Origin of the sequence: Nocardia sp. NPDC050630, from assembly GCF_044457245.1 — a bacterium.
Classification (GTDB): Bacteria; Actinomycetota; Actinomycetes; order Mycobacteriales; family Mycobacteriaceae; genus Nocardia.
Window position 1 is genome coordinate 198,398 of record NZ_JBITGN010000012.1, and the last position, 26,268, is coordinate 224,665.

Annotated in this window: 23 protein-coding genes; 14 read left to right on the forward strand and 9 right to left on the reverse strand. The window is 64.8% G+C overall.

Features of this window, described 5'->3' with window-relative positions:
- The first annotated feature begins 29 nt into the window (after positions 1-29).
- From ACIBG0_RS27695 to hpf, 12 genes are all read left to right on the forward strand, one after another.
- On the forward strand, positions 30-1,268 hold the full coding sequence (locus ACIBG0_RS27695; RefSeq protein ID WP_397036152.1) for an alkane 1-monooxygenase: 1,239 nt from the start codon (positions 30-32) through the stop codon (positions 1,266-1,268).
- Positions 1,269-1,270: 2 nt separating this feature from the next.
- Positions 1,271-1,444, forward strand: a complete 174-nt coding sequence (locus tag ACIBG0_RS27700; protein ID WP_397036154.1) for a rubredoxin — start codon at positions 1,271-1,273, stop codon at positions 1,442-1,444.
- Entirely contained in the window at positions 1,441-1,623 is a 183-nt protein-coding gene (locus ACIBG0_RS27705; protein ID WP_062984220.1) for a rubredoxin, read from the forward strand. The genes ACIBG0_RS27700 and ACIBG0_RS27705 overlap by 4 nt, the downstream gene beginning before the upstream one ends.
- A 39-nt stretch (positions 1,624-1,662) precedes the next feature.
- Positions 1,663-2,283, forward strand: a complete 621-nt coding sequence (locus tag ACIBG0_RS27710; protein WP_397036264.1) for a TetR/AcrR family transcriptional regulator — start codon at positions 1,663-1,665, stop codon at positions 2,281-2,283.
- A 192-nt stretch (positions 2,284-2,475) separates the two neighbouring features.
- Positions 2,476-3,633, forward strand: coding sequence for an alkane 1-monooxygenase (locus ACIBG0_RS27715; protein ID WP_397036156.1), 1,158 nt, complete (start codon positions 2,476-2,478; stop codon positions 3,631-3,633).
- Positions 3,634-3,702: 69 nt separating this feature from the next.
- Positions 3,703-5,187 (forward strand): adenosylhomocysteinase, encoded by a 1,485-nt coding sequence (gene ahcY, locus ACIBG0_RS27720; protein WP_397036158.1) that lies wholly within the window; start codon positions 3,703-3,705, stop codon positions 5,185-5,187.
- A 162-nt stretch (positions 5,188-5,349) separates the two neighbouring features.
- Positions 5,350-5,991 carry a dTMP kinase gene (locus tag ACIBG0_RS27725; RefSeq protein WP_397036160.1) on the forward strand — a complete coding sequence of 214 codons (642 nt, stop codon included), beginning with the start codon at positions 5,350-5,352 and terminating at the stop codon, positions 5,989-5,991.
- 78 nt (positions 5,992-6,069) lie between these two features.
- Entirely contained in the window at positions 6,070-6,747 is a 678-nt protein-coding gene (gene mtrA, locus ACIBG0_RS27730; protein WP_062984230.1) for an MtrAB system response regulator MtrA, read from the forward strand.
- Between the two features lie 71 nt (positions 6,748-6,818).
- Complete coding sequence (gene mtrB, locus ACIBG0_RS27735) at positions 6,819-8,690, forward strand: MtrAB system histidine kinase MtrB (protein WP_397036266.1); 1,872 nt, start codon at positions 6,819-6,821, stop codon at positions 8,688-8,690.
- A gap of 2 nt (positions 8,691-8,692) precedes the next feature.
- Complete coding sequence (lpqB, locus tag ACIBG0_RS27740; RefSeq protein WP_397036162.1) at positions 8,693-10,510, forward strand: MtrAB system accessory lipoprotein LpqB; 1,818 nt, start codon at positions 8,693-8,695, stop codon at positions 10,508-10,510.
- 72 nt (positions 10,511-10,582) lie between these two features.
- Positions 10,583-11,227: a ComF family protein gene (locus tag ACIBG0_RS27745; RefSeq protein WP_397036164.1), complete on the forward strand. Its 645-nt coding sequence runs from the start codon at positions 10,583-10,585 to the stop codon at positions 11,225-11,227.
- Between the two features lie 245 nt (positions 11,228-11,472).
- Complete coding sequence (gene hpf / locus ACIBG0_RS27750) at positions 11,473-12,174, forward strand: ribosome hibernation-promoting factor, HPF/YfiA family (RefSeq protein ID WP_397036267.1); 702 nt, start codon at positions 11,473-11,475, stop codon at positions 12,172-12,174.
- Between the two features lie 158 nt (positions 12,175-12,332).
- On the opposite strand, the gene ACIBG0_RS27755 is transcribed toward hpf, so the two are convergent.
- From ACIBG0_RS27755 to ACIBG0_RS27765, 3 genes are all read right to left on the reverse strand, one after another.
- The gene (locus ACIBG0_RS27755; RefSeq protein WP_397036166.1) at positions 12,333-12,878 is read right to left on the reverse strand and encodes a hypothetical protein; all 546 of its coding nucleotides are present in this window, start codon (positions 12,876-12,878) and stop codon (positions 12,333-12,335) included.
- A 78-nt stretch (positions 12,879-12,956) separates the two neighbouring features.
- Positions 12,957-13,379: a hypothetical protein gene (locus tag ACIBG0_RS27760; RefSeq protein ID WP_397036168.1), complete on the reverse strand. Its 423-nt coding sequence runs from the start codon at positions 13,377-13,379 to the stop codon at positions 12,957-12,959.
- Between the two features lie 10 nt (positions 13,380-13,389).
- Positions 13,390-14,094, reverse strand: coding sequence for a helix-turn-helix domain-containing protein (locus ACIBG0_RS27765; RefSeq protein WP_397036170.1), 705 nt, complete (start codon positions 14,092-14,094; stop codon positions 13,390-13,392).
- A gap of 421 nt (positions 14,095-14,515) precedes the next feature.
- Between ACIBG0_RS27765 and ACIBG0_RS27770 the strand changes: the two genes are divergently transcribed.
- Positions 14,516-15,808 (forward strand): acetyl-CoA C-acyltransferase, encoded by a 1,293-nt coding sequence (locus ACIBG0_RS27770; protein WP_397036172.1) that lies wholly within the window; start codon positions 14,516-14,518, stop codon positions 15,806-15,808.
- A 75-nt stretch (positions 15,809-15,883) separates the two neighbouring features.
- Here the strand turns inward: ACIBG0_RS27770 and bluB are convergent, their stop codons facing one another.
- The 6 genes from bluB to ACIBG0_RS27800 all read right to left on the reverse strand — a co-directional run bounded on the left by bluB (position 15,884) and on the right by ACIBG0_RS27800 (position 22,823).
- Positions 15,884-16,528, reverse strand: a complete 645-nt coding sequence (bluB, locus tag ACIBG0_RS27775; RefSeq protein WP_397036174.1) for a 5,6-dimethylbenzimidazole synthase — start codon at positions 16,526-16,528, stop codon at positions 15,884-15,886.
- Positions 16,529-16,749: 221 nt separating this feature from the next.
- A complete protein-coding gene (locus ACIBG0_RS27780; RefSeq protein WP_397036176.1) occupies positions 16,750-17,997 on the reverse strand; it encodes a fatty acid desaturase family protein in 1,248 nt (415 codons plus the stop codon).
- Positions 17,998-18,096: 99 nt separating this feature from the next.
- Positions 18,097-19,512, reverse strand: coding sequence for a fatty acid desaturase family protein (locus ACIBG0_RS27785; protein WP_397036178.1), 1,416 nt, complete (start codon positions 19,510-19,512; stop codon positions 18,097-18,099).
- Positions 19,513-19,593: 81 nt separating this feature from the next.
- A complete protein-coding gene (locus ACIBG0_RS27790) occupies positions 19,594-20,751 on the reverse strand; it encodes a ferredoxin reductase (protein WP_397036180.1) in 1,158 nt (385 codons plus the stop codon).
- 94 nt (positions 20,752-20,845) lie between these two features.
- Positions 20,846-21,403, reverse strand: a complete 558-nt coding sequence (locus ACIBG0_RS27795) for a DUF6912 family protein (RefSeq protein WP_397036268.1) — start codon at positions 21,401-21,403, stop codon at positions 20,846-20,848.
- Positions 21,404-21,410: 7 nt separating this feature from the next.
- Positions 21,411-22,823, reverse strand: coding sequence for a wax ester/triacylglycerol synthase family O-acyltransferase (locus tag ACIBG0_RS27800; protein ID WP_397036182.1), 1,413 nt, complete (start codon positions 22,821-22,823; stop codon positions 21,411-21,413).
- Between the two features lie 587 nt (positions 22,824-23,410).
- Here ACIBG0_RS27800 and secA point away from each other — a divergent pair.
- On the forward strand, positions 23,411-26,239 hold the full coding sequence (gene secA, locus ACIBG0_RS27805) for a preprotein translocase subunit SecA (protein WP_397036184.1): 2,829 nt from the start codon (positions 23,411-23,413) through the stop codon (positions 26,237-26,239).
- The last annotated feature ends 29 nt before the right edge of the window (positions 26,240-26,268 follow it).

The window sequence follows — 26,268 nt, forward strand, 5'->3', positions numbered from 1 at the left end:
TGATGTGCCGCTTGGATGAGGAGACAATGATGTCCACGGAAACCCATGCACCAGGCCGCCAGGCGGCGGCGACCGATTGGCGCGACCGCAAGCGATACCTGTGGCTGTGGGGGTTGTTCGCGCCGACCGGGCTTTTCACCATCGGCCTTCCACTGGTCTGGGCATTCAACGAATTCGGCTGGCACCGGCTGGCTCAGGTCCCGTTCTGGCTGGGCCCGGTGCTGGTCTACGTGGTGATTCCGCTGGCCGATATCTTCTTCGGCCCGGACGGCGACAATCCGCCGGACGAGGTGATGGAGTACCTGGAGAACGACCGGTACTACCGCTATCTCACCTATCTCTACCTGCCGTTCCAGTACGCCACGCTGGTCATGGGGTGCTACTTGATCACGGCGGACAACCTGAGCTGGCTCGGCATCGACGGCGGGCTGCACATCATCGATAAGATCGGCCTGGCCATCACCATCGGCATGATCGGCGGCATCGGCATCAATACCGCGCACGAACTCGGCCACAAGAAGGTCGATCTGGAGCGCTGGCTCTCGCGTATCGCCCTGGCCCAGTCCTGCTACGGCCACTTCTACATCGAGCACAACCGCGGCCACCATGTGCGCGTCGCGACGCCCGAGGATCCCGCGAGTTCCCGAGTGGGCGAATCGTTCTGGGCGTTCTGGCCGCGCACGGTATGGGGCAGCTTCATCTCGTCGTGGCGGCTGGAGAAGACCCGGCTGGATCGGCTCGGCAAGAAGTCGTGGAGCCTACGCAATGAGGTGCTCAGTGCCTGGCTGATGTCGCTGGCGCTGTTCGCGGTCCTGGTCGCGGTATTCGGAATCGGGCTGCTGCCGTATCTGATCCTGCAGGCCATCGTCGGATTCAGTCTGCTGGAGGCGGTCAACTACCTCGAGCACTACGGTCTGGTTCGCCAGCGCACCGCATCCGGCCGATACGAGCGGCCTGCCCCGGTGCACAGCTGGAACAGCGACCACATCGTCACCAATATCTTCCTGTACCACCTGCAGCGACACAGTGATCACCACGCCTACCCGACCCGGCGTTACCAGACGTTGCGCAGTTGGGACGGTGCGCCGAACCTGCCGAGCGGCTATGCCAGCATGATCCTGCTCGCCTACTTCCCTCCGCTGTGGCGGCGCGTAATGGACAAGCGGGTGCTCGCGCACTACGGCGGCGATATCACCCGCGCGAATATCCATCCGGCCAAGCGGGACAAGGTGATCGCGCGCTACGGTACGGCCGGGTCGGAGGCGTGATCATGAGCAGATTTCGTTGTCCGGTTTGCGATTACGTCTACGACGAGCTGAAAGGCGCACCGCACGAAGGGTTTCCGGCGGGCACGACGTGGGAAAAGATCCCCGACGACTGGTGCTGTCCGGACTGCGGCGTGCGCGAGAAGATCGACTTCGAACCGATGGGGGTTCCCAAATGAGTGAATACAAGCTGTTCCAATGCATCCAGTGCGGCTTCGAATACGACGAGGCAAAGGGTTGGCCGGAAGACGGAATCGAGCCCGGCACCCGCTGGGATGACATCCCGGACGACTGGACCTGCCCGGACTGCGGCGCCGCCAAGGCCGACTTCTATATGGTCGAGATCGAACGGTCGTGAATTTTGACTGCGGCAACCACCCGTGACAACCTCGCGGGTATGCCGCGCAACGGACCCAGAGTTTCCTATCAGGAGGCGGCGCGGGAACTTCTGCGCACCTCCGTCCTGGATTCGATGCGCGAGCTGCTGACGGAGCGGGATTGGTCCAAGATCACCCTCGGTGATGTGGCCACCCGCGCCGGTGTCAGCAGACAGACCCTCTACAACGAATTCGGTTCGCGCGCCGGGCTCGCGCAGTCCTATGCGTTACGCCTGGCCGACGATCTGGTGGATCATGTCGGCTCCGCGATCGATGGCAATATCGGCGACGCGCGTGCCGCATTCGAAGAGGGACTGCGCGACTTCTTCCAAGCGGCCGCCGCCGACCCGCTGGTCCAATCGCTGATCGCCGGTGAAGTGAAACTGGATCTGTTGCGGCTCATCACCCTCGAGGCCGAGCCGTTGGTCGAACATGCGACCGCACGGCTGTCCATCGCGTTCCAGCACAGCTGGGTACAGGCGACGGTTGCCGAATCCGATGTGCTGGCACAAGCTCTGGTGCGGATCGCGCTGAGTTACATCCCGACGCCGCCCGCGGAAGGTCGCAATGCGCCCGCCGAATTGAGTGCCGTTTTCAGCCCGTATGTCGAGGCGATCCTGGCAGCCCGCGAGCGGCAGTGATTCCACCACTGGGAAATTGACTGTTTGCGGTGAGTATGCCCGGATCATGGCCACACGTGAAGGTGCTAGAGAACCGACTGGCACGCATGTAACGGTTGACAACTTTCGACGCCGTGCTGCTGTGTAACGGACGTAAGGTCTGTATGTATTCTCATGCGTCGGAGTTCATGGAACTTATTTAGCGGGGCAAACGTGCAAACGGTTGGCAAACCGGCGGGGTCGCCCGACCCCAAACGCCATCTGTGGGTTCTCGGGCTCATCGCGCCTGCGATCGCGCTGTTGCCGTCGCAGCTGGTCCTGCATACCGGCACGCCGGTCTTCTGGTGGATCGGGCCGATCATCGTGTTGATCGTTATCCCGGTGCTGGACTGGGTGGTCGGTGTGGACGGCACCAATCCTCGCGACGAGGATTACGAGTTGCTGTCCAATGATCGGTACTACCGCTGGTGTACCTATCTTTTCCTGCCGGTTCAGTTGATCGGCCTGGTCATCGCCGCCGTCATGTGGGCGGGCGACGAGTTGGCCGTGGTCGATAAGCTCGGGCTGGCAATGACTCTCGGGTTCGTCAGCGGTATCGGCATCAACGCCGCGCATGAACTCGGGCATCGGGTCGAACATCTGGAGCGCTGGTTGGCCAAGATTTCGCTGGCGCAATCCGGATACGGACACTTCTTCGTCGAGCACAATCGCGGTCATCACGCGCGCGTGGCGACACCAGAGGATCCGGCCAGCGCCAGGATGGGCGAATCACTCTGGGAGTTCTTGCCGCGCAGCATTTCCGGCGGGTACCGCTCCGCCATCCGGCTCGAACGCGAGCGCCTTACCCGCAAGGGTAAAGGCTGGTTCACCTTGGACAACCACATTCTGCAGGCGTGGGCAATGAGCGTGGTGCTGTTCGGCACGCTCATCGCGATCTTCGGCTGGCGCGTGCTGCCGTATCTGGCGCTGCAGGCGGTGATCGGCGTCATGCTGCTGGAGACGGTGAACTACATCGAGCATTACGGGCTGCTGCGGGCCCGCCGACCCAATGGCATGTATGTGCGCTGCTCGCCACGCGATAGCTGGAACAGCGACCATCTGGTCACCAACATCTTCCTGTTCCATCTACAGCGCCACAGCGATCATCACGCGAATCCGGGCCGTCGGTACCAGACCCTGCGCAGTTCGATGCAGGCGCCGCAACTGCCCGCCGGATACCTGTCCATGATCGTGTTCGCGGCCATTCCGCCGCTGTGGCGACACATCATGGATCACCGCGTACTGGCCCATTACGGCGGCGACATCACCCTCGCGAATATCCAGCCGCGTAAGCGCCGTCGGATCCTGATGTCCCATGGCGTGACCGCGTAGTCCGTCGGGTGCGCTCAGCGGTTAGCCTTGACCCGATACTGACGAATCAGGAGAGGCTGATAGAGGCAGATGACGACCTCAGAACTTCCCGCACGCACGTCCCTGACCGCCGATGTCCGCAACGGCATCGATTACAAGGTGGCGGACCTGTCGCTGGCCGAATTCGGCCGCAAGGAGATCCGCCTCGCCGAGCACGAGATGCCCGGCCTGATGGCGCTGCGCCGCGAATACGCGGAGGTGCTGCCGCTCAAGGGTGCGCGCATCTCCGGTTCGCTGCACATGACCATCCAGACCGCGGTGCTGATCGAGACGCTGACCGCGCTGGGCGCCGAGGTCCGCTGGGCCTCCTGCAACATCTTCTCCACCCAGGACCATGCCGCGGCCGCGGTCGTCGTCGGACCGCACGGCACCGTGGACGAGCCCAAGGGCACCCCGGTCTTCGCCTGGAAGGGCGAGACCCTGGAGGAGTACTGGTGGGCCGCCGAACAGATGCTGACCTGGCCGGGCGAGCCGGCCAATATGATCCTCGACGACGGCGGTGATGCCACCATGCTCGTGCTGCGCGGCGCGCAGTTCGAGAAGGCCGGCCTGGTGCCGCCGGAGGACGAGGACCACTCGACCGAATACAAGGTCTTCCTGAACCTGCTGCGCGAGCGCTTCGAAACCGATAAGACCAAGTGGGGCAAGATCGCCGCGTCGGTGCAGGGCGTCACGGAGGAGACCACCACCGGCGTGCTGCGGCTCTACCAGTTCGCGGCGGCGGGGGAGCTGGTGTTCCCGGCGATCAATGTCAACGACTCGGTCACCAAGTCCAAGTTCGACAACAAGTACGGCACCCGTCACTCGCTCATCGACGGAATCAACCGGGGCACCGACGTTTTGATCGGTGGCAAGAAGGTATTGATCTGCGGTTACGGTGACGTCGGCAAGGGCTGCGCGGAATCGCTTGCGGGACAGGGCGCCCGGGTCCAGGTCACCGAGATCGATCCGATCAATGCACTGCAGGCGCTGATGGACGGCTACGACGTCGTCACCGTGGAGCAGGCGATCGGTCAGGCCGATATCGTCATCACCTCGACCGGCAACAAGGACATCATCACCCTCGACCATATGAAGGCGATGAAGGATCAGGCCATCCTCGGCAATATCGGTCATTTCGACAACGAGATCGATATGGCGGCGCTGGAGCGTTCCGGCGCAACGAAATTGAATATCAAGCCGCAGGTCGACCTGTGGACGTTCAAGGAGTCCGGCAAGTCCATCATCGTGCTGTCGGAGGGCCGACTGCTGAATCTCGGCAATGCGACCGGACATCCGTCGTTCGTGATGTCGAACAGCTTCTCCAACCAGGTGATCGCACAGATCGAACTGTGGACCAAGCCCGAGGAGTACGACAACGAGGTCTACCGCCTGCCCAAGCATCTGGACGAGAAGGTCGCGCGCATCCATGTCGAGGCGCTCGGCGGCACGCTGACCAAGCTCACCAAGGACCAGGCCGAGTACATCGGCGTCGACGTCGAGGGCCCGTACAAGCCCGACCACTACCGCTACTAGTAGGATCACCCGTCGGCCCGAAGTGGGCCGACGGGCCCAGGTAACAACTGATTTCGGTCAGTACATGGGTACACCAAGAACTCACTCGGATCCGGACCGCTGGCCCGCGACGTGACTGTCGAGGCACCGACGACCGGCAAGGCGCGGGGAGGCGGAGCAGTCGTGTTGATTGCGGTCGAGGGTCTCGACGGCGCAGGGAAGCGGACGCTGATCGACAGCGTTGTCGCGAATCTGCGCGGACGAGGTCTGCGCGCGCAAACACTTGCGTTTCCGCGCTATGGCCAGTCCATCCACGCGGATCTCGCGGCCGAGGCATTGCGCGGCGCCCATGGCGATCTGGCCGATTCGGTACACGGCATGGCGCTGATGTTCGCGCTCGATCGGGCCGCGGCCCGCGATGACCTGTCGAAGTCGCTGGCCGACAACGACATCGTGATCCTGGACCGCTATGTGGCCTCCAATGCCGCGTATTCGGCTGCGCGCCTGCATCAGTCGGCCGACGGCGAAATCGTGCGCTGGGTGGGCGAATTGGAGTTCGGTCGGTTCGAGTTGCCGGTGCCGAACCTGCAGCTGTTGCTGGACGTGCCGACCGAGGTCGCGGCCGAGCGTGCCCGCCTGCGTGGCGAACTCGACGACAGTCGTGCCCTCGATGCCTACGAGCGCGACGGCGGACTCCAGCGGCGCACCGGCGAGGTGTACCGTGAGCTGGCCGAACGGGACTGGTACGGGCCGTGGTCGAGATACCGATCCGGTGACGATCCGACGACGCTCGCTACGCGTTTGGTCGAAATTGTTGCCGGATAAGGTTGGATGTGCGGCGGGATTGCACCAGTGTTGGCGTGGCGGCCCGTTCCGAGCGCGAGAGATGACAACATAGTACTTATGAAGCCGAAGATTCTGGTCGTCGACGACGATATGGCACTCGCTGAGATGCTGACGATCGTCTTGCGCGGGGAAGGGTTCGACCCGCATGTGGTCGGCGACGGCACGCAGGCGCTGGCGGCGGTTCGGGAGATTCGTCCCGATCTGGTGCTGCTCGACCTGATGCTGCCGGGCATGAACGGTATCGACGTATGCCGGGTGCTGCGGGCCGACTCCGGAGTTCCGATCGTGATGCTCACGGCGAAGACCGATACGGTCGACGTCGTGCTCGGTCTGGAGTCCGGTGCCGACGATTACATCGTCAAACCCTTCAAGCCGAAGGAACTCGTCGCCCGCGTGCGTGCTCGCCTGCGGCGCACCGAGGAAGAACCTGCCGAGCTGCTTTCCATCGCCGATATCGTCATCGATGTGCCCGCGCACAAGGTGACCCGCGGCGGTGCGCAGATCTCGCTGACACCGCTGGAGTTCGATCTGCTCGTCGCCCTGGCCCGCAAACCGCGTCAGGTCTTCACCCGTGAAGTGCTGCTCGAGCAGGTCTGGGGCTACCGGCACGCAGCCGACACCCGACTGGTGAACGTGCACGTGCAGCGGTTGCGCGCGAAGGTCGAGAAGGATCCCGAGAATCCGGAGATCGTGCTGACCGTTCGCGGTGTGGGTTACAAGGCCGGACCCCCGTGATCGGAGGCGATGCGGATCGTTCGACCGCCTCGCCCGGTCTCGTGCAGCGTCTCGAACGATCCCTCGCACCGGTGGTCGCTTGGCTCAAAGAGGTCGGCAGCGCCCTCGGCCATGTTTGGCGGCGTTCGCTGCAGTTGCGCGTCATCGTGTCCACACTCACCCTGTCGCTGATCGTCATCACGATCCTCGGCGTGGTGCTGACCAGTCAGATCACCGATCGGCTGATCGACGCGAAGATCAACGGCGCGGTCGAGGAGATGGATCGGGCCCGCAATACGGTGGAGAGCCAGCTGGCCGGTGTGCACGATATCGGCACCCAGCAGCAGCGTCTGATCGATGCCCGCAATGCGCTGTCCAATCGCGGCAGTACGGGTCAATCCACCGGTGTCGCAGGCAGTTTCGATTCGGCGCTGAGCATTGTCGGCGGTACTCCACAGCAGCCGATCTCGACCGGGCCGATCCAGGAGGTGCCCGAGGAACTGCGTCGCTTCGTCGCGCGCAATCAGGTCAGCTACCAGTTCGCCACGGTCGCGGATCCGGATGGCTACCACGGCCGGGCTCTGATCATCGGCAGCCCGAGCGCGGAGATTCCGACGCTACAGATCTACCTGATCTTCCCGCTGGCCAATGAGGAGCGCAGCCTGTCGCTGATGCGCGGCACCATGTTGATCGGCGGCGTCGTGCTGCTGGTGTTACTGGCCGCGATCACCGCACTGGTTACCCGACAGGTGGTGCTGCCGATTCGCTCGGCCGCGCGGATCGCGGGACGCTTCGCCGACGGCAGGCTCAAGGAACGCATGCTGGTGCGCGGCGAGGACGATATGGCGCGGCTGGCCCAGGCATTCAACGAGATGGCCGAAAGTCTGTCCAACCAGATCAACGAGTTGGCTGAGTTCGGAAATCTGCAGCGCCGCTTCACCTCCGATGTCAGCCACGAGCTGCGCACCCCACTGACCACCGTCCGCATGGCCGCGGATCTCATCCACGGCAGCAGCGACGATCTCGATCCGGCCCTGGCCCGCAGCTCCGAATTGCTGGTCACCGAACTCGACCGCTTCGAAGGTCTGCTCAACGATCTGCTCGAGATCAGCCGCCACGACGCCGGTGTGGCCGAACTACAGATCGAATCGCTCGACGTGCGGATGTGTGCGCGGGCGGCGATCTCCACCGTGCGACATCTGGCCAAGGAATCCGGTGTCGAAGTGGTCATCGATATGCCCGATGACCCGCTGGTCGCCGAGGTCGATCCGCGCCGGGTGGAGCGCGTGCTGCGCAATTTGCTGGCCAATGCGATCGACCACAGCGAGGGCAAGCCCGTACTGATCCGGATGCGTGGCGACGTCGAGGCCAATGCGGTCGCGGTCATTGTGCGCGATCAGGGTGTCGGCCTGCGGCCCGGCGAGGAGAAATTGGTTTTCAACCGGTTCTGGCGCTCGGATCCGTCGCGGATGCGGCGCTCCGGCGGCACCGGACTCGGTCTGTCGATCAGCGTCGAGGACGCCAATCTGCACGAGGGCAAACTCGAGGCGTGGGGCGAGATCGGTATCGGCGCCAGCTTCCGACTCACCCTGCCGCTGGTGCGCGGCAAGAAGATGGGTGCTAGCCCGTTGCCGCTGGAACCGGGGCTGCGCAAGGCATTGCCGGCGCCGCGGGTCGATCCGGATCCGGCCGGGGATCCGGGCACCGACAAGACGACCGAAGCGACGGTCACGGATCTGTCGATGATCCGCGTCGAGACCAACGGTGGCGAATCGGCCCCGAGTGAAACCGATGCGGTCGCGCCGGATTCGACGGACACCGACTCGGCGGATGTGAACGGGGGCGGGCCGATCGAATCCGTACCGACCAATGGCACGGGACCGGAGGCCGAGCCAACCGAATCCACCGAACCGAAGCAGACCGGGCACAGCGTGCCGGGTGACGGCGGGGACGTACAGTCATGAGGATGCGTAGCTGGTATCCGATGCGCAAAACGCTACGGCTGTCCGCGCTGGGTGCGGCCGCCGTGGCCGCGCTGTTGGTACTTTCCGGATGCGCGAGCCTGCCGGAATCCTCCGCACCGCAGGCGCTCGGCACCATCAACCGCCAGCCCACCTCCGAAGGCCCGCCGGCGCCCATCGGCGGTCGCGATCCGGACCTGCTGTTGCGCGATTTCCTGCAGGCCACGGCGGATCCGACCAACCGGCATGTGGCCGCACGCCAGTACATGACGCCGTACGCGTCGTCGCAGTGGGACGATGCGGCGGGCACCCTGATCGTGGACAAGGCAGATACCCTGCGCGAATCGCGCTCGGGCGATAAGGCGACCTATGTGATCCGGGCGCACAAGGTCGGCGAACTGGCCGCCGACGGCGCCTATCGAGCCATCGACGCGCCGCTGGAAAACAAGATCGAAATGACCAAGATCGACGGGGAATGGCGCATCGACGAGCTGCCCGACGGCGTGGTGATGGAGCAGACCGCCTTCGCCAAGTCCTATCGCCGCTACGTCCTGTACTTCGTCGACCCGACCGGTACCACCGTTGTCCCGGATCTGCGTTGGATCTCGGTGGCCAAGAACCAGCTCGCCCAGCGTCTGCTCGGGCTGCTGGCCGAGGGCACCCAGCCTGCGCTCGCCCCGGTCGTGCGCAATGAGCTCGCACCACCGGTGACGCTGCGCGGTCCGATAACCAAACCGAACAACGACGACAACGACGTCGGCGTCGGGCTCGGCGGGGTGCGTATCGATTTCGCCGGTGCTTCCGGATTGTCCCCGCGTGACAAGGAGCTGCTGGCCGGACAGGTGGTGCTCACGCTCGCGGGCGCGGATATCCTCGGCCCGTACATGCTGCTCGCCGATGGCAAACCGTTCGACGACCGCTTCGCCGCCAACGGCTGGTCTGTCGCCGATGTCGAACAGCTGAGTCCAGCTGTCTACGCGCGCAACCAGATCGGACTGCACGCGCTGCGCAACGGCTCGCTGGTACAGGTCACCGACAGCGGAATGATCACCCCGCCCGGCTACTTCGGCGCGGTGAACAATCTACAGTCGGTCGCGCTCTCCCCGGACGGTCAATTGGTCGCCGCGGTCGCCGACGCTGGACGGCCGCCACCGGAGCCGCCGCGCACACTGATGATCGGCAGCTACGGCGGCAACGCCTTCCCGGTCGCCGCGGGTTCCACCATCAGCCGACCGTCCTGGAATGCCGACGGCACCGCCGCCTGGGCCGTCATCGATGGCGAACGAGTCATCCGCGCGGTCAACGATCGCGCAACCGGAAACGTCTCGGTGCAGGATGTGGACATCTCGGCACTGATGGCCTCGGTACAGGGATCGGCGCTGCGGCTTCCGATTACCGAGTTGCGGGTCTCGCGCACCGGCGTGCGTGCGGCGCTCATCGCCGACGGCAAGGTCTATGTCGCGGTGGTCGAACGACGCCCGGATGGCAAGTACGCACTCACCTCGCCACTGCCGCTCGCGCTCAGCCTCAGCACCCGTGCGGTTTCGTTGAGCTGGCTGGCCGCGGACACCATCGTCATTGCCAGGGAGGGCAATGTCGATCCGCTCTCGACCGTCTCCATCGACGGATCGCAGTTCGCACCGCAGACCAGCCAGAATCTGACCGCGCCGGTCCGGGTGGTCAGTGCCTCGCCGGAGACCGAGTACGTCGGCGACTCGCGTGCTGTGCTCCAACTGCAGTACAGCGAGCAGACCTCCGACCGGTTCTGGCGCGAGGTGCCCGGTCTCAACGGCGACAACTCGGTCCCGGTGCTTCCCGGCTGATCGTGGCACCGAAATGGATACCGCGACACCGGCATTCGCGTATCTGTCGGTGGGAGGGCGCAGACTCGGGCGATGCGGACCCTGTTGGATCTGATCCTGGCCACGGCCTGTGCCGGATGCGGTGCGGTCGGGGTTGGCTGGTGTGCGGACTGTGCCGCGACCCTGATGCGGCCGCCGATGCGGGTACGGCCGCGCACCGATCCAGGTGTGCCGTGCTGGGCGCTCGGGAGGTATGCGGGTCCGGCCCGGCGGGCAGTGCTCGCGGCCAAGGAGCACGGACGTCGCGATCTGGCCGAGCCGTTGGGGCTGGCACTTGCCGACGGTCTGGCGCGGTTGCGCGATGACCAGCGGCCGCTGATATTGATCCCGGCGCCGAGTCGACGGGTGGCCGCACGTCGCCGCGGCGGGGATCCGGTGGCGCGCGCGACGCGGGCGGCGGCGCGGTGGCTGCCCGATAGCCGGATGATACCGATGTTGCGTGTGTGGTGGGGTGTGCGCGATTCGGTGGGCTTGACAGTCGGTGAGCGGCAACACAATCTGCGCGGTCGGATAGTGGCTCGACCCGGTTCGGGAACCGGGTCGGAAATCGCGGCGAATGCCGAGGTTGTACTGGTCGATGATGTGCTCACGACAGGTGCCACGGCCCACGAATCGGTACGCGCGCTGGACCGGATCGGGGTGCCGGTACGCGCCGTGCTGGTGACGTGTTCGGCTTGACTCCGGGAAATTTGCGTGAACAGTGGCGGACCGCCCGTTGACGTACTAGCGTCGCGGTCACACACCCGAACCGGGAGTTTGGAGGTGGCGCCTCGGACATCAAGTGCCGAGAGATTGTCAATCGGCACGGCTCATCCCGCCGCACGCACGCTGGTCTGTGCGGCCATATCCGGGAGGTACGCGTGACGACTTCTTCACGACCTTCAGTGAAAGACGCCCTCGCTGTGAAAGAAACACAGGCCTCGGTGCTGGATGACAGCACCCTGGATGCGACAGAGCAATCCACAGCGGACCGACCTCGCGCGCCCCGCGGCGATGTCGTGGTGAAGGGCCGCAATGTGGAGGTTCCTGACCATTTCCGAATTTACGTCGCGGAGAAACTCTCCCGTGTCGAACGCTTCGATCCGTCGATATTCATCTTCGATGTGGAGCTGTTCCACGAACGCAACCGTCGTCAGCGTAAGGCTTGCCAACGCGTCGAGATCACCGCACGCGGCAAGGGCCCGGTCGTCCGGGCGGAGGCATGTGCGGACAGCTTCTACGCTGCCCTGGAATCAGTGACCGCGAAGCTGGAGAGCCGACTGCGTCGAACCAAGGATCGCCGCCGCGTCCACTACGGGGACAAGACCCCGGTCTCGGTGGCCGAGGCGACCGCCGATCTGATCGATGAATCACTGTTCGCCCAGGCTGAGGGCGCCACCGCGCATGAGCATCCCGAGGCCGAACGGAGTCGGCCCGAAACGGAGGCTCCGGATTACGCGGCCGGCCCCGGCCATATCGTCCGAACCAAGGTCCATTCCGCGACACCGATGTCGGTCGACGACGCCCTCTACCAGATGGAGCTCGTTGGGCACGACTTCTTCCTCTTCCAAGACAAAGAGACCGACCGGCCGTCGGTCGTCTACCGCCGCCACGCATTCGACTACGGCCTTATTCGGCTCGCGTAGTCAGTCGCCACCGTTGTTCTCCGGGTATTCAGCGCGAGTTGGATGCCCGGAGAGTCGCATTATCTGCCTGCTCGGCATAACAACGGATTTCCCCAGCACATGGGTAACTCATCGGGTACGTCCATCCCCTTGGCCGGGCTTCGCCCGGTCCGCGGCAGTCAATCTCCGGCATGAGGTCCGGGGAAGCGGGGGAGCCGTTCACGAAAAAAGGTTCTGTGCAGCAAGGAATCTCGGCGCTGCGGGCGCATGGCCTGAAGCATGACCAGGTCGGCGAAGGTTTCGGCATCGCGCTCGCGGGCGGTTGTGTAATCGCTGCGCCCGAGCACGTAGGCGATGGACTCCGCGGAGATCGAGGGGAGCAGTTCCGCGAGGGCCGACATCGGCTGTGGCGCGGGGGTTTCGGTCGCCGATTCCGGTCCGTGGCCGAGCAGCATATGACCCAACTCGTGGACGATGATGTGCTCGGCATGCCATTCGGTGGTGTCGGCGCCGTAGACGACGATGTCGCTGTCGCGTTTGGCAATCCACAGACCGCTGCCGGTACCGCAGCCGGTGCCCGTGAGCAGCGCGGTATCGACGGGTTGCAAGGTGATGGGGCGACCGCGATGGTCGGCGACGGCATCGAGGTATGCGGTCAGATTCCAGGGGGACGGTATTGGTACGTCCCGGGCTACTTCCCGGAACCGGCTCTCCATACCGGGCATTCGTTGGCAATCTCCTACAGCGCTGCGATCCCGCCCGTGCAACCGACGATGCTACCGAGTGTTCGGAAACTGCCCAGTCTACGGTCGCTCGACCGGTTGATCCGTGCGGTGGATGAGTGCGGTCAGCGTGGCGAGATCAATATCGGATCCGCGCAGCGCGATGCTTGCGACATTGGCATCGCGCATGGTGGCCAGCAATTCGAGTTCCTGATCGATCGCGGCCGCCGCCGAGCCCGTGGTGGTCAGGTAGTCGGCGCGCACGCCGAAGCACTGTGCGATGGCGGTGAGCAGTTCGGATCCCACCGGCGCGGAATCGAATTCGCCGCGCCGCAGCCGATCGAGCTGCTCCTGCGGGACGGTGCGGCCCAATTGCGCGCCGATCTGTTCGGCCACCGCTGCCGTCGTTCGCTCGGGCTCCGACCGCGGGTGCACGGTCGCGAATAGTCGATTCACCTTGTGGCTGAGCGTCAGTGGCGCTCGGTTCGTCGCATCGTCAGTCATCTGTATGCCTCTACTGCTTGCCGTTTCGAATCGATGCCGCACCGGGATTGGCCGCCAGCCAGCGTGCGCGGAAGCGGCCCTCGGTGCTTGCGTCCAGATCCTCCGCACGTCCGGCCAGCCAGCGGCGATAGCGGCGTTCCTCCAGATCGGCGGGATCGCTGGACTCGGCGGGCACATCGAGCAGATGCGAGAACGCCATCGCGACCAACGGGTGCAGGGATTTTCCGGGTCCGCCGTTGCGTTCCAGCATCGCGGTGGCATAGCGCGCGGACAGCCGGGAAACAACCCCGTTGAGTTCCGAAATGGCCGATATCACATGGGGTTCGGTGGTCCGGCCGCGCTCCACCGCGTCGTTGAGCCGCCCGGCGGCGGCGAGCAGTCCGGTCAGATCGGAGAGTTCGAAGCGGATCGAGTCGGGCCCGGAGACGATCGACTCGTCAGTGCTCGAGGCGTGTGAGGCGAGCTCGTGCGCGGTCGGATCGCCGCCCGCATAGGTGCGTGCCGCACTTCCGGGAAGCCAGCGCAGCGGCGCGTCGAGTTTGTTCAGGGTGTGCGTGCTGATGGTCGCATCGCCGTCTTCGATTTTGCGGATCGTCGGCGCCGAGGGCCCTCCCAGATCGCCGATCTGCATCTGGGTGAGGCCGAGTTCGTCCCGGCGTTCCTTGATGATTCGGCCGAAGCGCTTATGTCGCGACAGCTCCGAAGGGCTTTGCATAGTGACCATCATGGTAGGCCGCTTTTGGGAGAAAAGACAAGTTTATAGAAAGTATTTGAAAAACTAATGAAAAGATTGCTACTGTTCCTTCGCGCCGAGTGGTGTCGACGTCGACCTTGCGGGTTCCGAGACGAGCAGGGGCGTTCGCCGGGACGGGCGCCGCTCATCCGCCTCTGCGTGCCTTGTCGGCCGCGGACGCCCCGACAGTGTCGTCGTGGGCGGGCGGTTGAGTGCCGGGCTCGCTTACGGGCGTGCCCGATGAGTTACCGATGTGCTTGCGAAATCAGTGCGCAGCGGGTCTGAGGAGAACGCCCGGCTCAGCGGCGATGGAGGGGATCGCTGAGCCGGGTTCTCCGGGGTCTGGACCTCGAACTTACTTCCGAGTAAGTTTGTGGGATAGATTTCTCGAGGAGGAAAATCCATGGCTACCAACGCTGCTCGCCGTGCCGTCATCGTTTCCGGTGCGCGGACGCCGTTCGTCAAGGCGTTCGGTGATTACACGCGGATGGATTCGATCGCGTTGGCCGATGCCGCGGTGCGTGGGTTATTGGAGCGGACCGGGCTGCCGGGAGCGCAGGTGCAGGCGATCGTATGGGGTGGCGTCATCCTGCCGAGTGCCGCGCCGAATATCGCGCGGGAGATTGCCTTGGATCTGGGTCTCGATCCTGGGTGTGAGGGCTACACGGTGACGCGGGCCTGCGCCTCCGGACTCCAGGCGATCACTTCGGCGGTGGCGGCCATCGAGCGCGGCGAATACGACATCATGATCGCCGGTGGCAGCGATTCGACCAGCAATGCCGAGGTGAAGTTGCCGCAGAAGCTGGTGCATGCCGGTGCGCCGCTGGCACTGGGCAAACCGAAGCCGAAGGACTATCTCGCGGCGGTGCGCCAGCTCGCGCCGTTCACCGATCTGCTGCCGAGCCGGCCGAAAATCGCCGAACGCACCACGGGTGAAGTGATGGGGGAGTCGGCCGAGAAGATGGCTCGCATCCACGGCATCAGCCGGGCGGATCAGGACGAATTCGCGGCGCGCTCACACCACCGGGCCGCTGCGGCCATCGACTCCGGCCGCTTCGATGACGAGGTGCTGCGGGTGCGCACCCCCGATGAGGCCGATGTCACGCGCGACGGACTGGTGCGCGCGAATACCAGTATCGAGAAGTTGGCCGACTTGAAGCCGGTCTTCGCCCGCGACGGCAGCGTGACCGCGGGTAATGCCAGCCCGCTCACCGACGGTGCGTCCGCGGTACTGCTGATGAGCGAGGAGCGGGCGCACGCGCTCGGCTACCGTCCGCTGGCCGCCTTCCGCTCCTGGAGCTACGTCAGCGTTGACCCGACCGATCAAGTACTGATCGGCCCGGCCATCTCCATGCCGCGCGCCCTCGACAAGGCCGGAATGTCGCTCAGCGATATCGATCTGGTCGATATCCACGAGGCATTCGCGGCCCAGACCCTGTCGGTACTGGCCGCGCTGAACAGCGACGAATGGGCCAAGACCCGCCTCGATCGCGATACCGCGGTCGGCGAGGTCGATATCGACAAGCTCAATGTGCACGGCGGTTCGGTTTCGCTCGGGCATCCATTCGGCGCGACCGGCGCACGCATGGTCACCACAATGGCCAACGAGTTGGCCCGCACCGGAAAGAACGCCGCCCTGCTCGGCATCTGCGCCGCAGGCGGAATCGGTGCATCGGCGGTGCTGGAGCGCGTCTGACGGCCCTGGGCATCCTCCCCATAGATTCGACCGCGCAATGGCCGAGCCTATTGCGAGCTAGAACCGCGCTTCGACTCAGCTCGGTAGGGTGCGGAAAGTTTCTTGGTGGACGGCGTCGGTGAGGGGTCGGCCGGTGCGCCAGCCGAAGCGTTCGAGGTCGGGTACGCGTTGGAATTCGTGTACCGGGCCGACGCAAAGCCAGGCGACGGGGCGAATGCCGTCGGGTAGGCCGACCAGGTCGGTCAGGAATTCGGCATCGTAGAACGAGACCCAGCCGACGCCGATGTGCTCGGCGGTGGCGGCCAGCCAGAGGTTCTGGATGGCGAGAACCGCCGAGTAGATGCCGGTTTCGGGGACGGTGGCGCGGCCGAGGACCTGCGGGCCGCCGCGGTCGTGGTCGTAGGTGACCACAATGCCGGTGCCACTCTCGGTAATGCCCTCGATCTTGATCGGATCGAAGGTCGCCGCCCGGTCCGGCGGCAGTGCGTCCCGGAATTCGATCCGCTTCTGCGCGACGTGGTCGGCGAATTTGCGTAGCGTCGCGCACTCGCGCACCACCACGAAGTCCCATGGCTGTGAATTGCCGACACTGGGCGCGCGATGTGCGGCATCGAGTATCCGCCACAGTGTCGCATCATCGACGAGGTCACCGGTGAACTCGGCCCGCACATCCCGCCGCATCCGAATGGCCTCGTAAACGCTCAGATCTTCAGCACACACGCCCTCAGTCAACCAGCCACAATCGGCGCTCCCGCCGAGGGCCAGGCATATTGCCGGCGCGGTGTGCCCGGAATACCAGTGCTTCGATATGACCCACCGAAAGGCGAAGGCGCCCACGGGCTTCCATGGGCGCCTTCGCACGTCTTCGGCGACATCCGGGCCGAACCGATCAGGGTCGCCGCGTAGGAAATCCTGGAAGAGCGGCCCGAACCGAACTCGCGTCAGCCGACGGCCGCGGCCCGACGGGTGAACCGGCGGCGGCCATCCTTCAACGCCGTGCGCAGGCCGCGGCGCTTGCCGGTGACCGGGTCGAAGCTCGGCATGGTGGTGCCGTCGAATTTGCGCTCCGAGGCGGTCTCGGGGGCATCGTCGGCGGTCGCGCGCAGGTACTTGTTCGGCAGCGCCAACTTCAGGATGGTGCGCCAGGACTTGAAGTACTGCACCGGGAGCGAGCCTGTGGTGTAGGGCAGGTCGTACTTCTCGGCCAGGGCCCGCACTCGCACTGCGATATCGGCATAGCGGTTGCTCGGCAGATCCGGGAAAAGGTGGTGTTCGATCTGGTGGCTCAGATTGCCGGTCATGAAGTGCATGACCGGCCCACCGGAGATATTGGCGCTGCCGAGCATCTGGCGCAGGTACCACTGGCCCTTGGATTCGCCGTCGATATCGGCCTTGGTGAATTTCTCGGCGCCGTCCGGGAAGTGCCCGCAGAAGATCACCGCATTGGTCCAGACATTGCGGATGATATTGGCGGTCAGGTTCGCGGTGAGCGTCGAGAAGAAGGCGGGCCCGGTCAGCAGCGGGAACAGCAGATAGTCCTTGCCGACCTGCTTGCCGATCTTGACCAGCACCTCGCGACGTTTGACCTCGAATGCGGCCCGCTCCGGCGAACCCTCCTTCAGCCGATGCACCTTGCCCAGCTCCAGATGCTGGACCGCAACGCCGTATTCGAAGAACAGCTGCAGCACCAGGTTGTAGACCGGATTGCCGATATTGAATGGCTTCCACCGCTGATCCCGGGTGACGCGCAACAGGCCATAGCCGATGTCGTCGTCCATGCCGAGCACATTGGTGTACTTGTGGTGCAGATAGTTGTGCGTCTGCTTCCAGTGCTTGGACGGGCCGGTGTTATCCCATTCCCAGGTGCTGGAGTGGACTTCCGGATCGTTCATCCAGTCCCACTGCCCGTGCATGACGTTGTGCCCGATCTCCATATTCTCGATGATCTTGGCCGTGCTGAGCAGGGCTACACCGGCGAGCCAGGCGGGCGGCAGGAAACTGGCGAACAGCACCGCGCGGCCGCTGATCTCGAGCGCACGCTGCAGGCGGATGACATTGCGGATATACCGCGCGTCCCGAGCGCCGCGCGTGGACTCGATATCGCGGCGGATCGCGTCGAACTCCGCACCGAGCGCCTCCACATCGGCTTCGGTGAGGTGCGCGTATTCCTTGACATCCGAGATCGCCATGGCGGTTACAGTACCGTAAGTTACGAGACCGTAGGTTGCGAGGACCCTTTCCGTGTTGTGGCAAATCCCGCATTGCGAAGGCGGCCGGGGAATGCTAGCTCATCGGCGCCGTCGGATGCGCCGGATCGCCCGCTCACGCATGGCCTTACGCTGCAGTGTCGCCTTCTCCTGACGTGCCTTTTCCTGCAGCGCCAGCTTGGCCTCGCGCAGCACTTCCTTCTCGTGCCGAGCCTTTTCCCGCAAGACCACCTTGGCCTCGTTGAGCGCCGAGCGTAGGCCGCGCCGCTTACCGGTCTCGGGGTCGACGGGCAGCCAGTGCGTCTCGTTCCACTTGTCGGCCCAGCGCTCGGCATTCGGCATGGACGGCATGGCGGGCAGTGAGACGCCGGCGAACTTGCGCTCCGATGAGGTCTCCGGTGCGTCATCGGCGGTGCGCTTGAGGAAGCGGTCCGGCAGCGCGAGCTTGTGGATGGTCCGGAAGGCCAGCAGATACTGCTTACCGAGGGAGCCGGTGGTGTAGGGCAGGTCGTATTTGTCGCACAGTTCGCGGACCCGCTCGGCGATTTCCGGATACCGGTTGCTCGGGAGGTCGGGGAACAGGTGATGTTCGATCTGGTAGCAGAGGTTGCCGCTCATGAAGGCCATCGCGGGCCCGGCCTTGAAGTTGGCGCTGCCGAGCATCTGGCGCAGATACCACTCGCCGCTGGTCTCGCCCTCGAGCTGTTCGATGGTGAATTTCTCGGCCCCGTCGGGGAAGTGGCCGCAGAAGATCACCGCATAGGCCCACAGGTTGCGCACCAGGTTGGCGGTCGCGTTCGCCTTGAGCGTCGACATGAAGGCCGGTCCGGTGAGCGCGGGATAGAACAGGAAGTCCTTGGCTACCTGGCGGGTGATCTTGCGGGCGAACTCCTTGTTCGGCTCCGACATCAGCTCCTTGGGCGGCACGCCGGAGAGTTCCTTCTCGATGCTCCAATCGTGCAGCGCGATACCCCATTCGAAGGTGGCCGCGAGCAGGATATTGGCCAGCGGCTGCACCAGATGGATCGGCCGCCACTGCTCGTCGCGGGTCATCCGCAGGATGCCGAAGCCGAGATCCTCATCCTTGCCGAGCACATTGGTGTAGGTGTGGTGCGAATAGTTGTGCGCCCGCCGCCACTGCGCCGACGGCCCGGTCATATCCCACTCCCAGGTGCCGGAGTGGATTTCCGGATCGTTCATCCAGTCCCATTGCCCGTGGCTGATGTTGTGCCCGAGCTCCATATTCTCGATGATCTTGGCGACCGACAGCAGTGCCGTCCCGGTCAGCCAGCCCCACCGATTCCGGCTGCCGAACAGCACGCCGCGCGCGAGCACTTCGAGCACGCGCTGCGCAGCGATCGTGCGCCGGATGTACTTGGCGTCACGTTCGCCGCGGGACAGTTCGACGGAACGCCGGATGGAATCGAGTTCCTGCCCCAGTGTTTCGATGTCGGCGGCTGTGAGATGAGCGAACGCCTTGATATCGGTGATGGCCACCGGGGTCCTTTCCCTGACTGGATGTATCTCGAGGGTACCTGTCGGATCCCCCCCGACGGTGCGTCTGCGAGCGTCGCTGTCTCAGACGTCGAGGGTGCAGTCGCCCGCCGCGGCCGAGATACAGGTCTGCACCTTGTCTCCCTCGCGGCGCTCATCACCGTTGCGCAGATCGCGGGTATGTCCGGAAGCCAGTGTGACGACACAGGTTTGGCAGATGCCCATCCGGCAACCGAACGGCATCTGCACACCGGCGGATTCGCCCGCCTCCAGCAGACTTGTCGCACCATCGACCTCGACAGTGCGCCCGGTCTTGCCGAAGGTCACGGTGCCGCCCTCGCCGACAGCGGAGCGCTCGATCTCGAAGCGCTCGACATGCAACCGGTCGCTGATGCCCGCCTCGCGCCAGTGCTGCTCGATCTCGTCCAGCATGGCGGCCGGACCGCAGGCCCAGGTCTGGCGCTCGCGCCAATCCGGGAATTGTTCGTCCAATGTCGTCAGGGAGAACCGGCCCTGCTCATCGGTGAGGTGCAGATGCGAGGAGAAGCTGGGGTGGCGATCGTGCAGATCGCGCAGTTCGGCGCCGAACATCACATCCTCGCGGGTGCGCGCGGAATGCACGTGCACCACATCGGTGACCACATCGCGACGATCCAGCGCGCGCAGCATGGCCATGACCGGGGTGATACCGCTGCCCGCGGTGAGGAACAGCACCTTCTGCGGCGGCGGTGACGGCAGCACGAAACCGCCCTGCGGCGCGGCCAACCGGACGATGGTGCCCGCGGCGACCCCACTGACAAGGTGGCTGGACAGGAAACCCTCGGGCATCGCCTTGACCGCGATCGAGATCAGGCGCTTGCCACGATGTTCCGGATCGGTCCAGTTCGGCGGACAGGTCAGCGAGTACGAGCGCCAGTGCCAGCGGCCGTCGACCAGGATGCCGATGCCGATGTACTGACCCGGCTCGTACTTCCAGTCGAAGCCCCAACCCGGTTTGATGACGAGGGTGGCCGAATCGGCGGTTTCCTTGCGCACTTCGACAATCCGGCCGCGCAGCTCACGGGCCGACCACAACGGATTCGCCAGATGCAGATAATCGTCGGGCAGCAGTGGCGTGGTAACGCGCGCGACGGCGCCGCGCAGCACATTCAGCCGTCCACCGCGTTCGGCGACTTCCGCCGCCGGAGCCTCCAGCCACTCCCGGACCGTGCGCACCGAGAGTGCCGCTTTTTTCAAGACCATTGCCGCCGTTCGTCTCCCGTCGTAGCGACCGGTGAGGCCGCCTCGCAGCCAGGTTACGGCATCGTAGGTTACTACGGGATGGGTAGGTTGCCCGTCACAGTAATTCGAGCAGGAACGGCAATTCCTGCGCCGCATACCACGCCAGCTGATGATCCTCGGCATCCCCCAGCACGAATTCGGCATCGGCATCGCCGAGGTCGGCGGCATCGACGACATCGACCGCTTTGGCCACCTCGGGTTCGGCCTCGGCCAGGTCCACGTGCACCGAGGCGATCCGGTCGTAACTGATCGATCCGGCCAGTCGGACTACCGCGTCGTCGAGGTCGGGGCGCAGCTTGGCGCCGGTCACATCGGCGGCGATGACCGCGCGTCGATAGACCGGGCTGTGGTAGGTGGTGGCCGGGTCGCCGGCGTCGGTGTCCGCATCGTCGGACGCCTCGGTGGCCTCTTCACGCTCGGCGGCCAGCAGGCGCAGCGAGGCCCGCGCGGCCTCGGCCATCGCCACCTCGGCCAATTCGTCGTCGTCACCGGAGGCATAGGCCTCGCGCAGTGTCGGCGTGACGGCGAAGGCGGTGCCGCCGACCGGGCGCAGTTCCCGGTTCTCGACGAGCTCACGCAGCATCGGCACGGTGGCCGGGATATAGACCCGCATGGTGTTCTCAGACGCAGGCACCGAGCATCTCCTCCATGGACTCGTGCACCGACGCGGCCAGCACGCCGATATCGGCCATCGCGTCGCGGTCGGCGTTGAGTCCGTAGAAGACGCGTCCGTCATAGGACGTGATCCCGATGCTCGAGGCCTGGTTGCGCAGCAGCGGCGACACCGGATACATCTCCAGCATCCGCGCGCCGCCGATATACATCGGGGTCTGCGGACCCGGTGCGTTGGTGATCACCAGATTGAACGTGTGCTCTGCGAAGGTACTCGCCGCACGCACACTCATCGCATGCAGGCTCGCCGGAGCGAAGCCGGCCAGGTGCACCAGGGTGCGCGCCCGCACCCCGCGCCGATGCCGGCTATTGGCCTCGGTGGCATGGGAGATGTGCGATAGGCGCATCACCGGATTCGGTTCGCCCACCGGCAGATCGATCAGGAAGGAGGAGACTTCGCTGGCCGGTTTCAGCTGGTCGTCGATGCCTTCGACGTAGACCGACATAGGCACCACCGCGCGCAGCACGGTCGATTCGGTGAGTGCCTCACCGCGCGAGAGCAGCCAATTGCGCAGTGCCCCGGTGACGACGGCCAGGATCGTATCGTTGATCGAGCATTCGAAGCGCTTGCGGATCTTGCGGTAGTCCTCCAGATCCGTGCGCACCACATCGAAGCGGCGATTGCGTGAGGTCTTGGCGTTCAACGGGCTGTCCGGTGCGCCGATGGCGGCGGTGCGCACGGCCGAAACCATCGAATCCACCGCCTTACCCGCGGTCGCGACCACCGAGAACGCGTGGGCGCTCACATCGCGGGCCACCTCGAGCGCCTCGCGCGGCTGCGCCGCGAGTTGGGAAAGCGCGCCGATCATCAGTTCCATCTCGTTGGGTTCGCGCGGGGCCACCCAGGCGTCATCGGCGATACCGCGCGGTGATGCGCTGGTATCGAGGATGACGTGCCCGATCTCGAGTGCGGTATCCCCGTCGACGAGCGCCGAATGGGTTTTGGTGAAGATCGCGGACCGGCCCTGCGCCAGGCCCTCGATCAGATACATCTCCCACAGCGGGCGACTCTGATCGAGCGATCGCGATGCCAGCCGGGCCACCAGATCGTGCAGCTGGCAGTCGTTGCCCGGAGCGGGCAGCGCGGAACGGCGGATGTGATAGCTGATATCGAAATGGCTGTCCTCGACCCAGACCGGGCGGCCGAGCGCGAACGGGATTTCGCGCACCTTCCTGCGATAGCGGGGGACCAGGGAAAGCCGGCTCTCCACCAGATCGACCAGTCCGTCGTAGTCGAGCGCCGTTTCCCCCTGTGCCGAGTCGCTACCTCGGACGATCGCGAGAGAGCCGATATGGATTGGATTGCTGCTCGACTCGAGCCGATAGAACGACGCGTCCTGCGGCGTCAATCTCGTGATCACGCTGCCCGGTGCTCCTTCCGATGTGGCTCCCACCCGAGCCGTCTCATCGCCCATTGTGGTCGCCCACAACGGTTCGTCCTGCCCCCTGTGGCATATCCAGCGATATTCGCGCATCCCTTTACCCACGCCTGGTTCCGTGGAAGGCTGCCCTGGTTCGAGAGCGAGGAACTCGATTCGCACACATTAATCGGGGTGCCGCATAACGGATGCCTTTTGAGCCGCGCTGCCCCTTGGGTGTCGTCGCGTGCCGTCGGATAACGGGTCGTCCCTGGTGGACCAGGTCACGGCGTCCGGCACGACGAACGACTTACATCGTATGACACCTGCGCTGAAACAGGTTCCGGTCCAGCGGATTCCCATCCGCTCCGGTGGCCGCCACGCGGGTACGGTGAAAAGAAACGGCCATCGCCTCGGCGGTGGCGGCGGATGCGGCGCTATGTCGCTGGTCATCGGCACCTACCATGGATGCCGCATTACCATGAAGCGTGCTGCGGATCCCGCCATGCTCGGCGGGGGCCACATGCACACTGCCCGCCCCGGGTGACGGCCGAACATTTGACACACCGACCAGAGGACTGACGAGACCCGTGCCTGCGCTGACACTGACGAGGTTGCTACGGATTGGTGAGGGACGCACGGTCAAGCGGCTCGCCCACCTCGCGGACGAGGTCCTCGCGCTCGGGCCCGAGGTCGAGGAGCTCACCGACCACGAGTTGCGTGCCAAGACCGACGAGTTCAAGGAACGCTACGCGGACGGCGAATCGCTGGACGATCTGCTTCTGGAGGCGTTCGCGGTAGCCCGTGAGGCGTCCTGGCGGGTGCTGAACCAGAAGCACTACAAGGTGCAGATCATGGGTGGCGCGGCGCTGCACCTCGGCAATATCGCCGAGATGAAGACCGGTGAGGGCAAGACCCTGACCTGTGTGCTGCCCGCCTACCTGAACGCGATTTCCGGCGACGGCGTGCACGTGGTCACGGTCAACGACTACCTGGCCAAGCGCGATGCCGAGTGGATGGGCCGCGTGCACCGCTTCCTCGGGCTGAGCGTCGGGGTGATCCTGTCCGGTATGACCCCGGCCGAGCGTCGCGAGTCCTACAACTCCGACATCACCTACGGCACCAACAACGAATTCGGCTTCGATTATTTGCGCGACAATATGACCCACTCGCTGGATGATCTGGTCCAGCGCGGGCACAACTTCGCCGTAGTCGACGAGGTCGACTCCATCCTCATCGACGAGGCCCGCACCCCGCTGATCATCTCGGGTCCGGCCGACGCCTCCTCGAAGTGGTATGCCGAATTCGCACGCATCGCTCCGCTGTTGAAGAAGGACCTGCACTACGAGGTCGACATCAAGAAGCGCACCATCGGTGTGCACGAGGCGGGTGTCGAGTTCGTCGAGGATCAGCTCGGTATCGACAACCTCTACGAGGCGGCCAATTCGCCGCTGGTGAGCTACCTGAACAACGCCATCAAGGCCAAGGAGCTCTACCACCGGGACAAGGACTACATTGTCCGCGACGGCGAGGTCATCATCGTCGACGAATTCACCGGCCGCATCCTGGTCGGGCGCCGCTACAACGAGGGCATGCACCAGGCGATCGAGGCCAAGGAAGGCGTCGAGATCCAGCCGGAGAACCAGACCCTGGCCACGATCACGCTGCAGAACTACTTCCGCCTCTACGACAGGCTCTCCGGTATGACCGGTACCGCCGAGACCGAGGCCGCCGAGCTGCACCAGATCTACAGTCTCGGCGTTGTCCCGATCCCGACGAACAAGCCGATGATCCGCGCGGACCAGTCCGATCTGATCTACAAGACCGAAGAGGCGAAGTTCGCGGCCGTGGTCGACGATGTCACCGAACGGCACGAGAAGGGTCAGCCGGTGCTGATCGGTACCACCAGCGTCGAGCGCTCGGAGTACCTGTCCAAGCAGTTCACCAAGCGCGGCATCGCGCACAACGTGCTGAACGCGAAGTTCCACGAGAAGGAAGCCGAGATCATCGCCGAGGCCGGTCGCCCGGGCGCGGTCACGGTGGCGACGAATATGGCCGGTCGTGGTACCGACGTCGTGCTCGGCGGTAACCCGGACATCATCACCGACATCATCCTGCGCAAGGAGGGGCTGGATCCGGTGGAGACGCCGGAGGAGTACCAGGCCGCCTGGTTGCCGACGCTGGAGCGGGTCAAGGAGCAGACCGCCGAGGACGCCGACGCGGTGCGCGAGGCCGGCGGTCTGTATGTGCTCGGTACCGAGCGGCACGAATCGCGGCGCATCGATAACCAGCTGCGTGGTCGTTCCGGTCGTCAGGGTGACCCGGGTGAGTCCCGGTTCTACCTGTCGCTGGGTGACGAGTTGATGCGGCGCTTCAACGGCGCCGCGCTCGAGGCCATCATGACCAGGCTCAACCTGCCCGACGATGTGCCGATCGAAGCGAAGATGGTCTCCAAGGCCATCAAGAGTGCGCAGACCCAGGTCGAGCAGCAGAACTTCGAAATCCGCAAGAATGTGCTCAAGTACGACGAGGTGATGAACCAGCAGCGCACCGTCATCTACAACGAGCGCAACCGGATCCTGCGCGGTGAGGATATGGAGGGCCAGGTCCAGGAGATGATCACCGACGTGGTCACCGCCTATGTCGACGGCGCCACCGCCGAGGGCTACGTCGAGGATTGGGATCTGGAGAAACTGTGGACCGCGCTGAAGACGCTGTACCCGGTGAGCGTGGACTACAGGGAGCTGACCGGCGAGACCGGTGTCGGCGAGGCGGGGGATCTGACCAAGGACGAACTGGTCGACGCGCTGCTCGATGACGCGCACAATGCCTACGCGAAGCGCGAACAGCAGATCGACGGTCTGGCCGGCGAGGGTTCGATGCGCAATCTCGAACGCCAGGTGCTGCTTTCGGTGCTGGACCGCAAATGGCGCGAGCACCTCTACGAGATGGATTACCTCAAGGAGGGCATCGGCCTGCGCGCCATGGCGCAGCGTGATCCGCTGGTCGAATACCAGCGTGAGGGCTTCGACATGTTCGCCGCGATGCTAGAGGGCCTGAAAGAGGAGTCGGTCGGCTTCCTGTTCAACCTGCAGGTCGAGGTACAGCAGCCGCAGCCAGAGGGCGTCGCGGTCGATCCGGGCCTGCGCTCGCCGGTCGGCGCCACCGCACCACGTCCACTGCCCACCCAGCAGACGCCGGTAGCCAATGGCGCGCCGGCGGCGTTGCGCGCCAAGGGAATCGGTGATTCCCGGGCCAACAACGGCTTCCACTACTCGGGTCCGGACGAGGGTGGACACGCCGCGGTGCACAGTGACGTCGAGGAATACGGCGACGGCGGCACCCGCCGTGAGCGCCGCGAGGCGGCACGCGCCGAATCGAAGGGCAAGCGCGCACCGAAGTCGCGCCGTCGGCACTGATCGCCGAATCACGAACGCGCCCATGAATC

Excerpts from the sequence above, each read along its gene's own strand:
- ACIBG0_RS27695 (WP_397036152.1), top strand. The coding sequence starts at position 30 with ATGTCCACGGAAACCCATGCACCAGGCCGCCAGGCGGCGGCGACCGAT.
- ACIBG0_RS27700 (WP_397036154.1), top strand. The coding sequence starts at position 1,271 with ATGAGCAGATTTCGTTGTCCGGTTTGCGATTACGTCTACGACGAGCTG.
- ACIBG0_RS27705 (WP_062984220.1), top strand. The coding sequence starts at position 1,441 with ATGAGTGAATACAAGCTGTTCCAATGCATCCAGTGCGGCTTCGAATAC.
- ACIBG0_RS27710 (WP_397036264.1), top strand. The coding sequence starts at position 1,663 with ATGCCGCGCAACGGACCCAGAGTTTCCTATCAGGAGGCGGCGCGGGAA.
- ahcY (WP_397036158.1), top strand. The coding sequence starts at position 3,703 with ATGACGACCTCAGAACTTCCCGCACGCACGTCCCTGACCGCCGATGTC.
- mtrA (WP_062984230.1), top strand. The coding sequence starts at position 6,070 with ATGAAGCCGAAGATTCTGGTCGTCGACGACGATATGGCACTCGCTGAG.
- lpqB (WP_397036162.1), top strand. The coding sequence starts at position 8,693 with ATGCGTAGCTGGTATCCGATGCGCAAAACGCTACGGCTGTCCGCGCTG.
- ACIBG0_RS27745 (WP_397036164.1), top strand. The coding sequence starts at position 10,583 with ATGCGGACCCTGTTGGATCTGATCCTGGCCACGGCCTGTGCCGGATGC.
- ACIBG0_RS27755 (WP_397036166.1), bottom strand. The coding sequence starts at position 12,878 with ATGCCCGGTATGGAGAGCCGGTTCCGGGAAGTAGCCCGGGACGTACCA.
- ACIBG0_RS27760 (WP_397036168.1), bottom strand. The coding sequence starts at position 13,379 with ATGACTGACGATGCGACGAACCGAGCGCCACTGACGCTCAGCCACAAG.
- ACIBG0_RS27765 (WP_397036170.1), bottom strand. The coding sequence starts at position 14,094 with ATGCAAAGCCCTTCGGAGCTGTCGCGACATAAGCGCTTCGGCCGAATC.
- ACIBG0_RS27770 (WP_397036172.1), top strand. The coding sequence starts at position 14,516 with ATGGCTACCAACGCTGCTCGCCGTGCCGTCATCGTTTCCGGTGCGCGG.
- ACIBG0_RS27780 (WP_397036176.1), bottom strand. The coding sequence starts at position 17,997 with ATGGCGATCTCGGATGTCAAGGAATACGCGCACCTCACCGAAGCCGAT.
- ACIBG0_RS27790 (WP_397036180.1), bottom strand. The coding sequence starts at position 20,751 with ATGGTCTTGAAAAAAGCGGCACTCTCGGTGCGCACGGTCCGGGAGTGG.
- ACIBG0_RS27795 (WP_397036268.1), bottom strand. The coding sequence starts at position 21,403 with ATGCGGGTCTATATCCCGGCCACCGTGCCGATGCTGCGTGAGCTCGTC.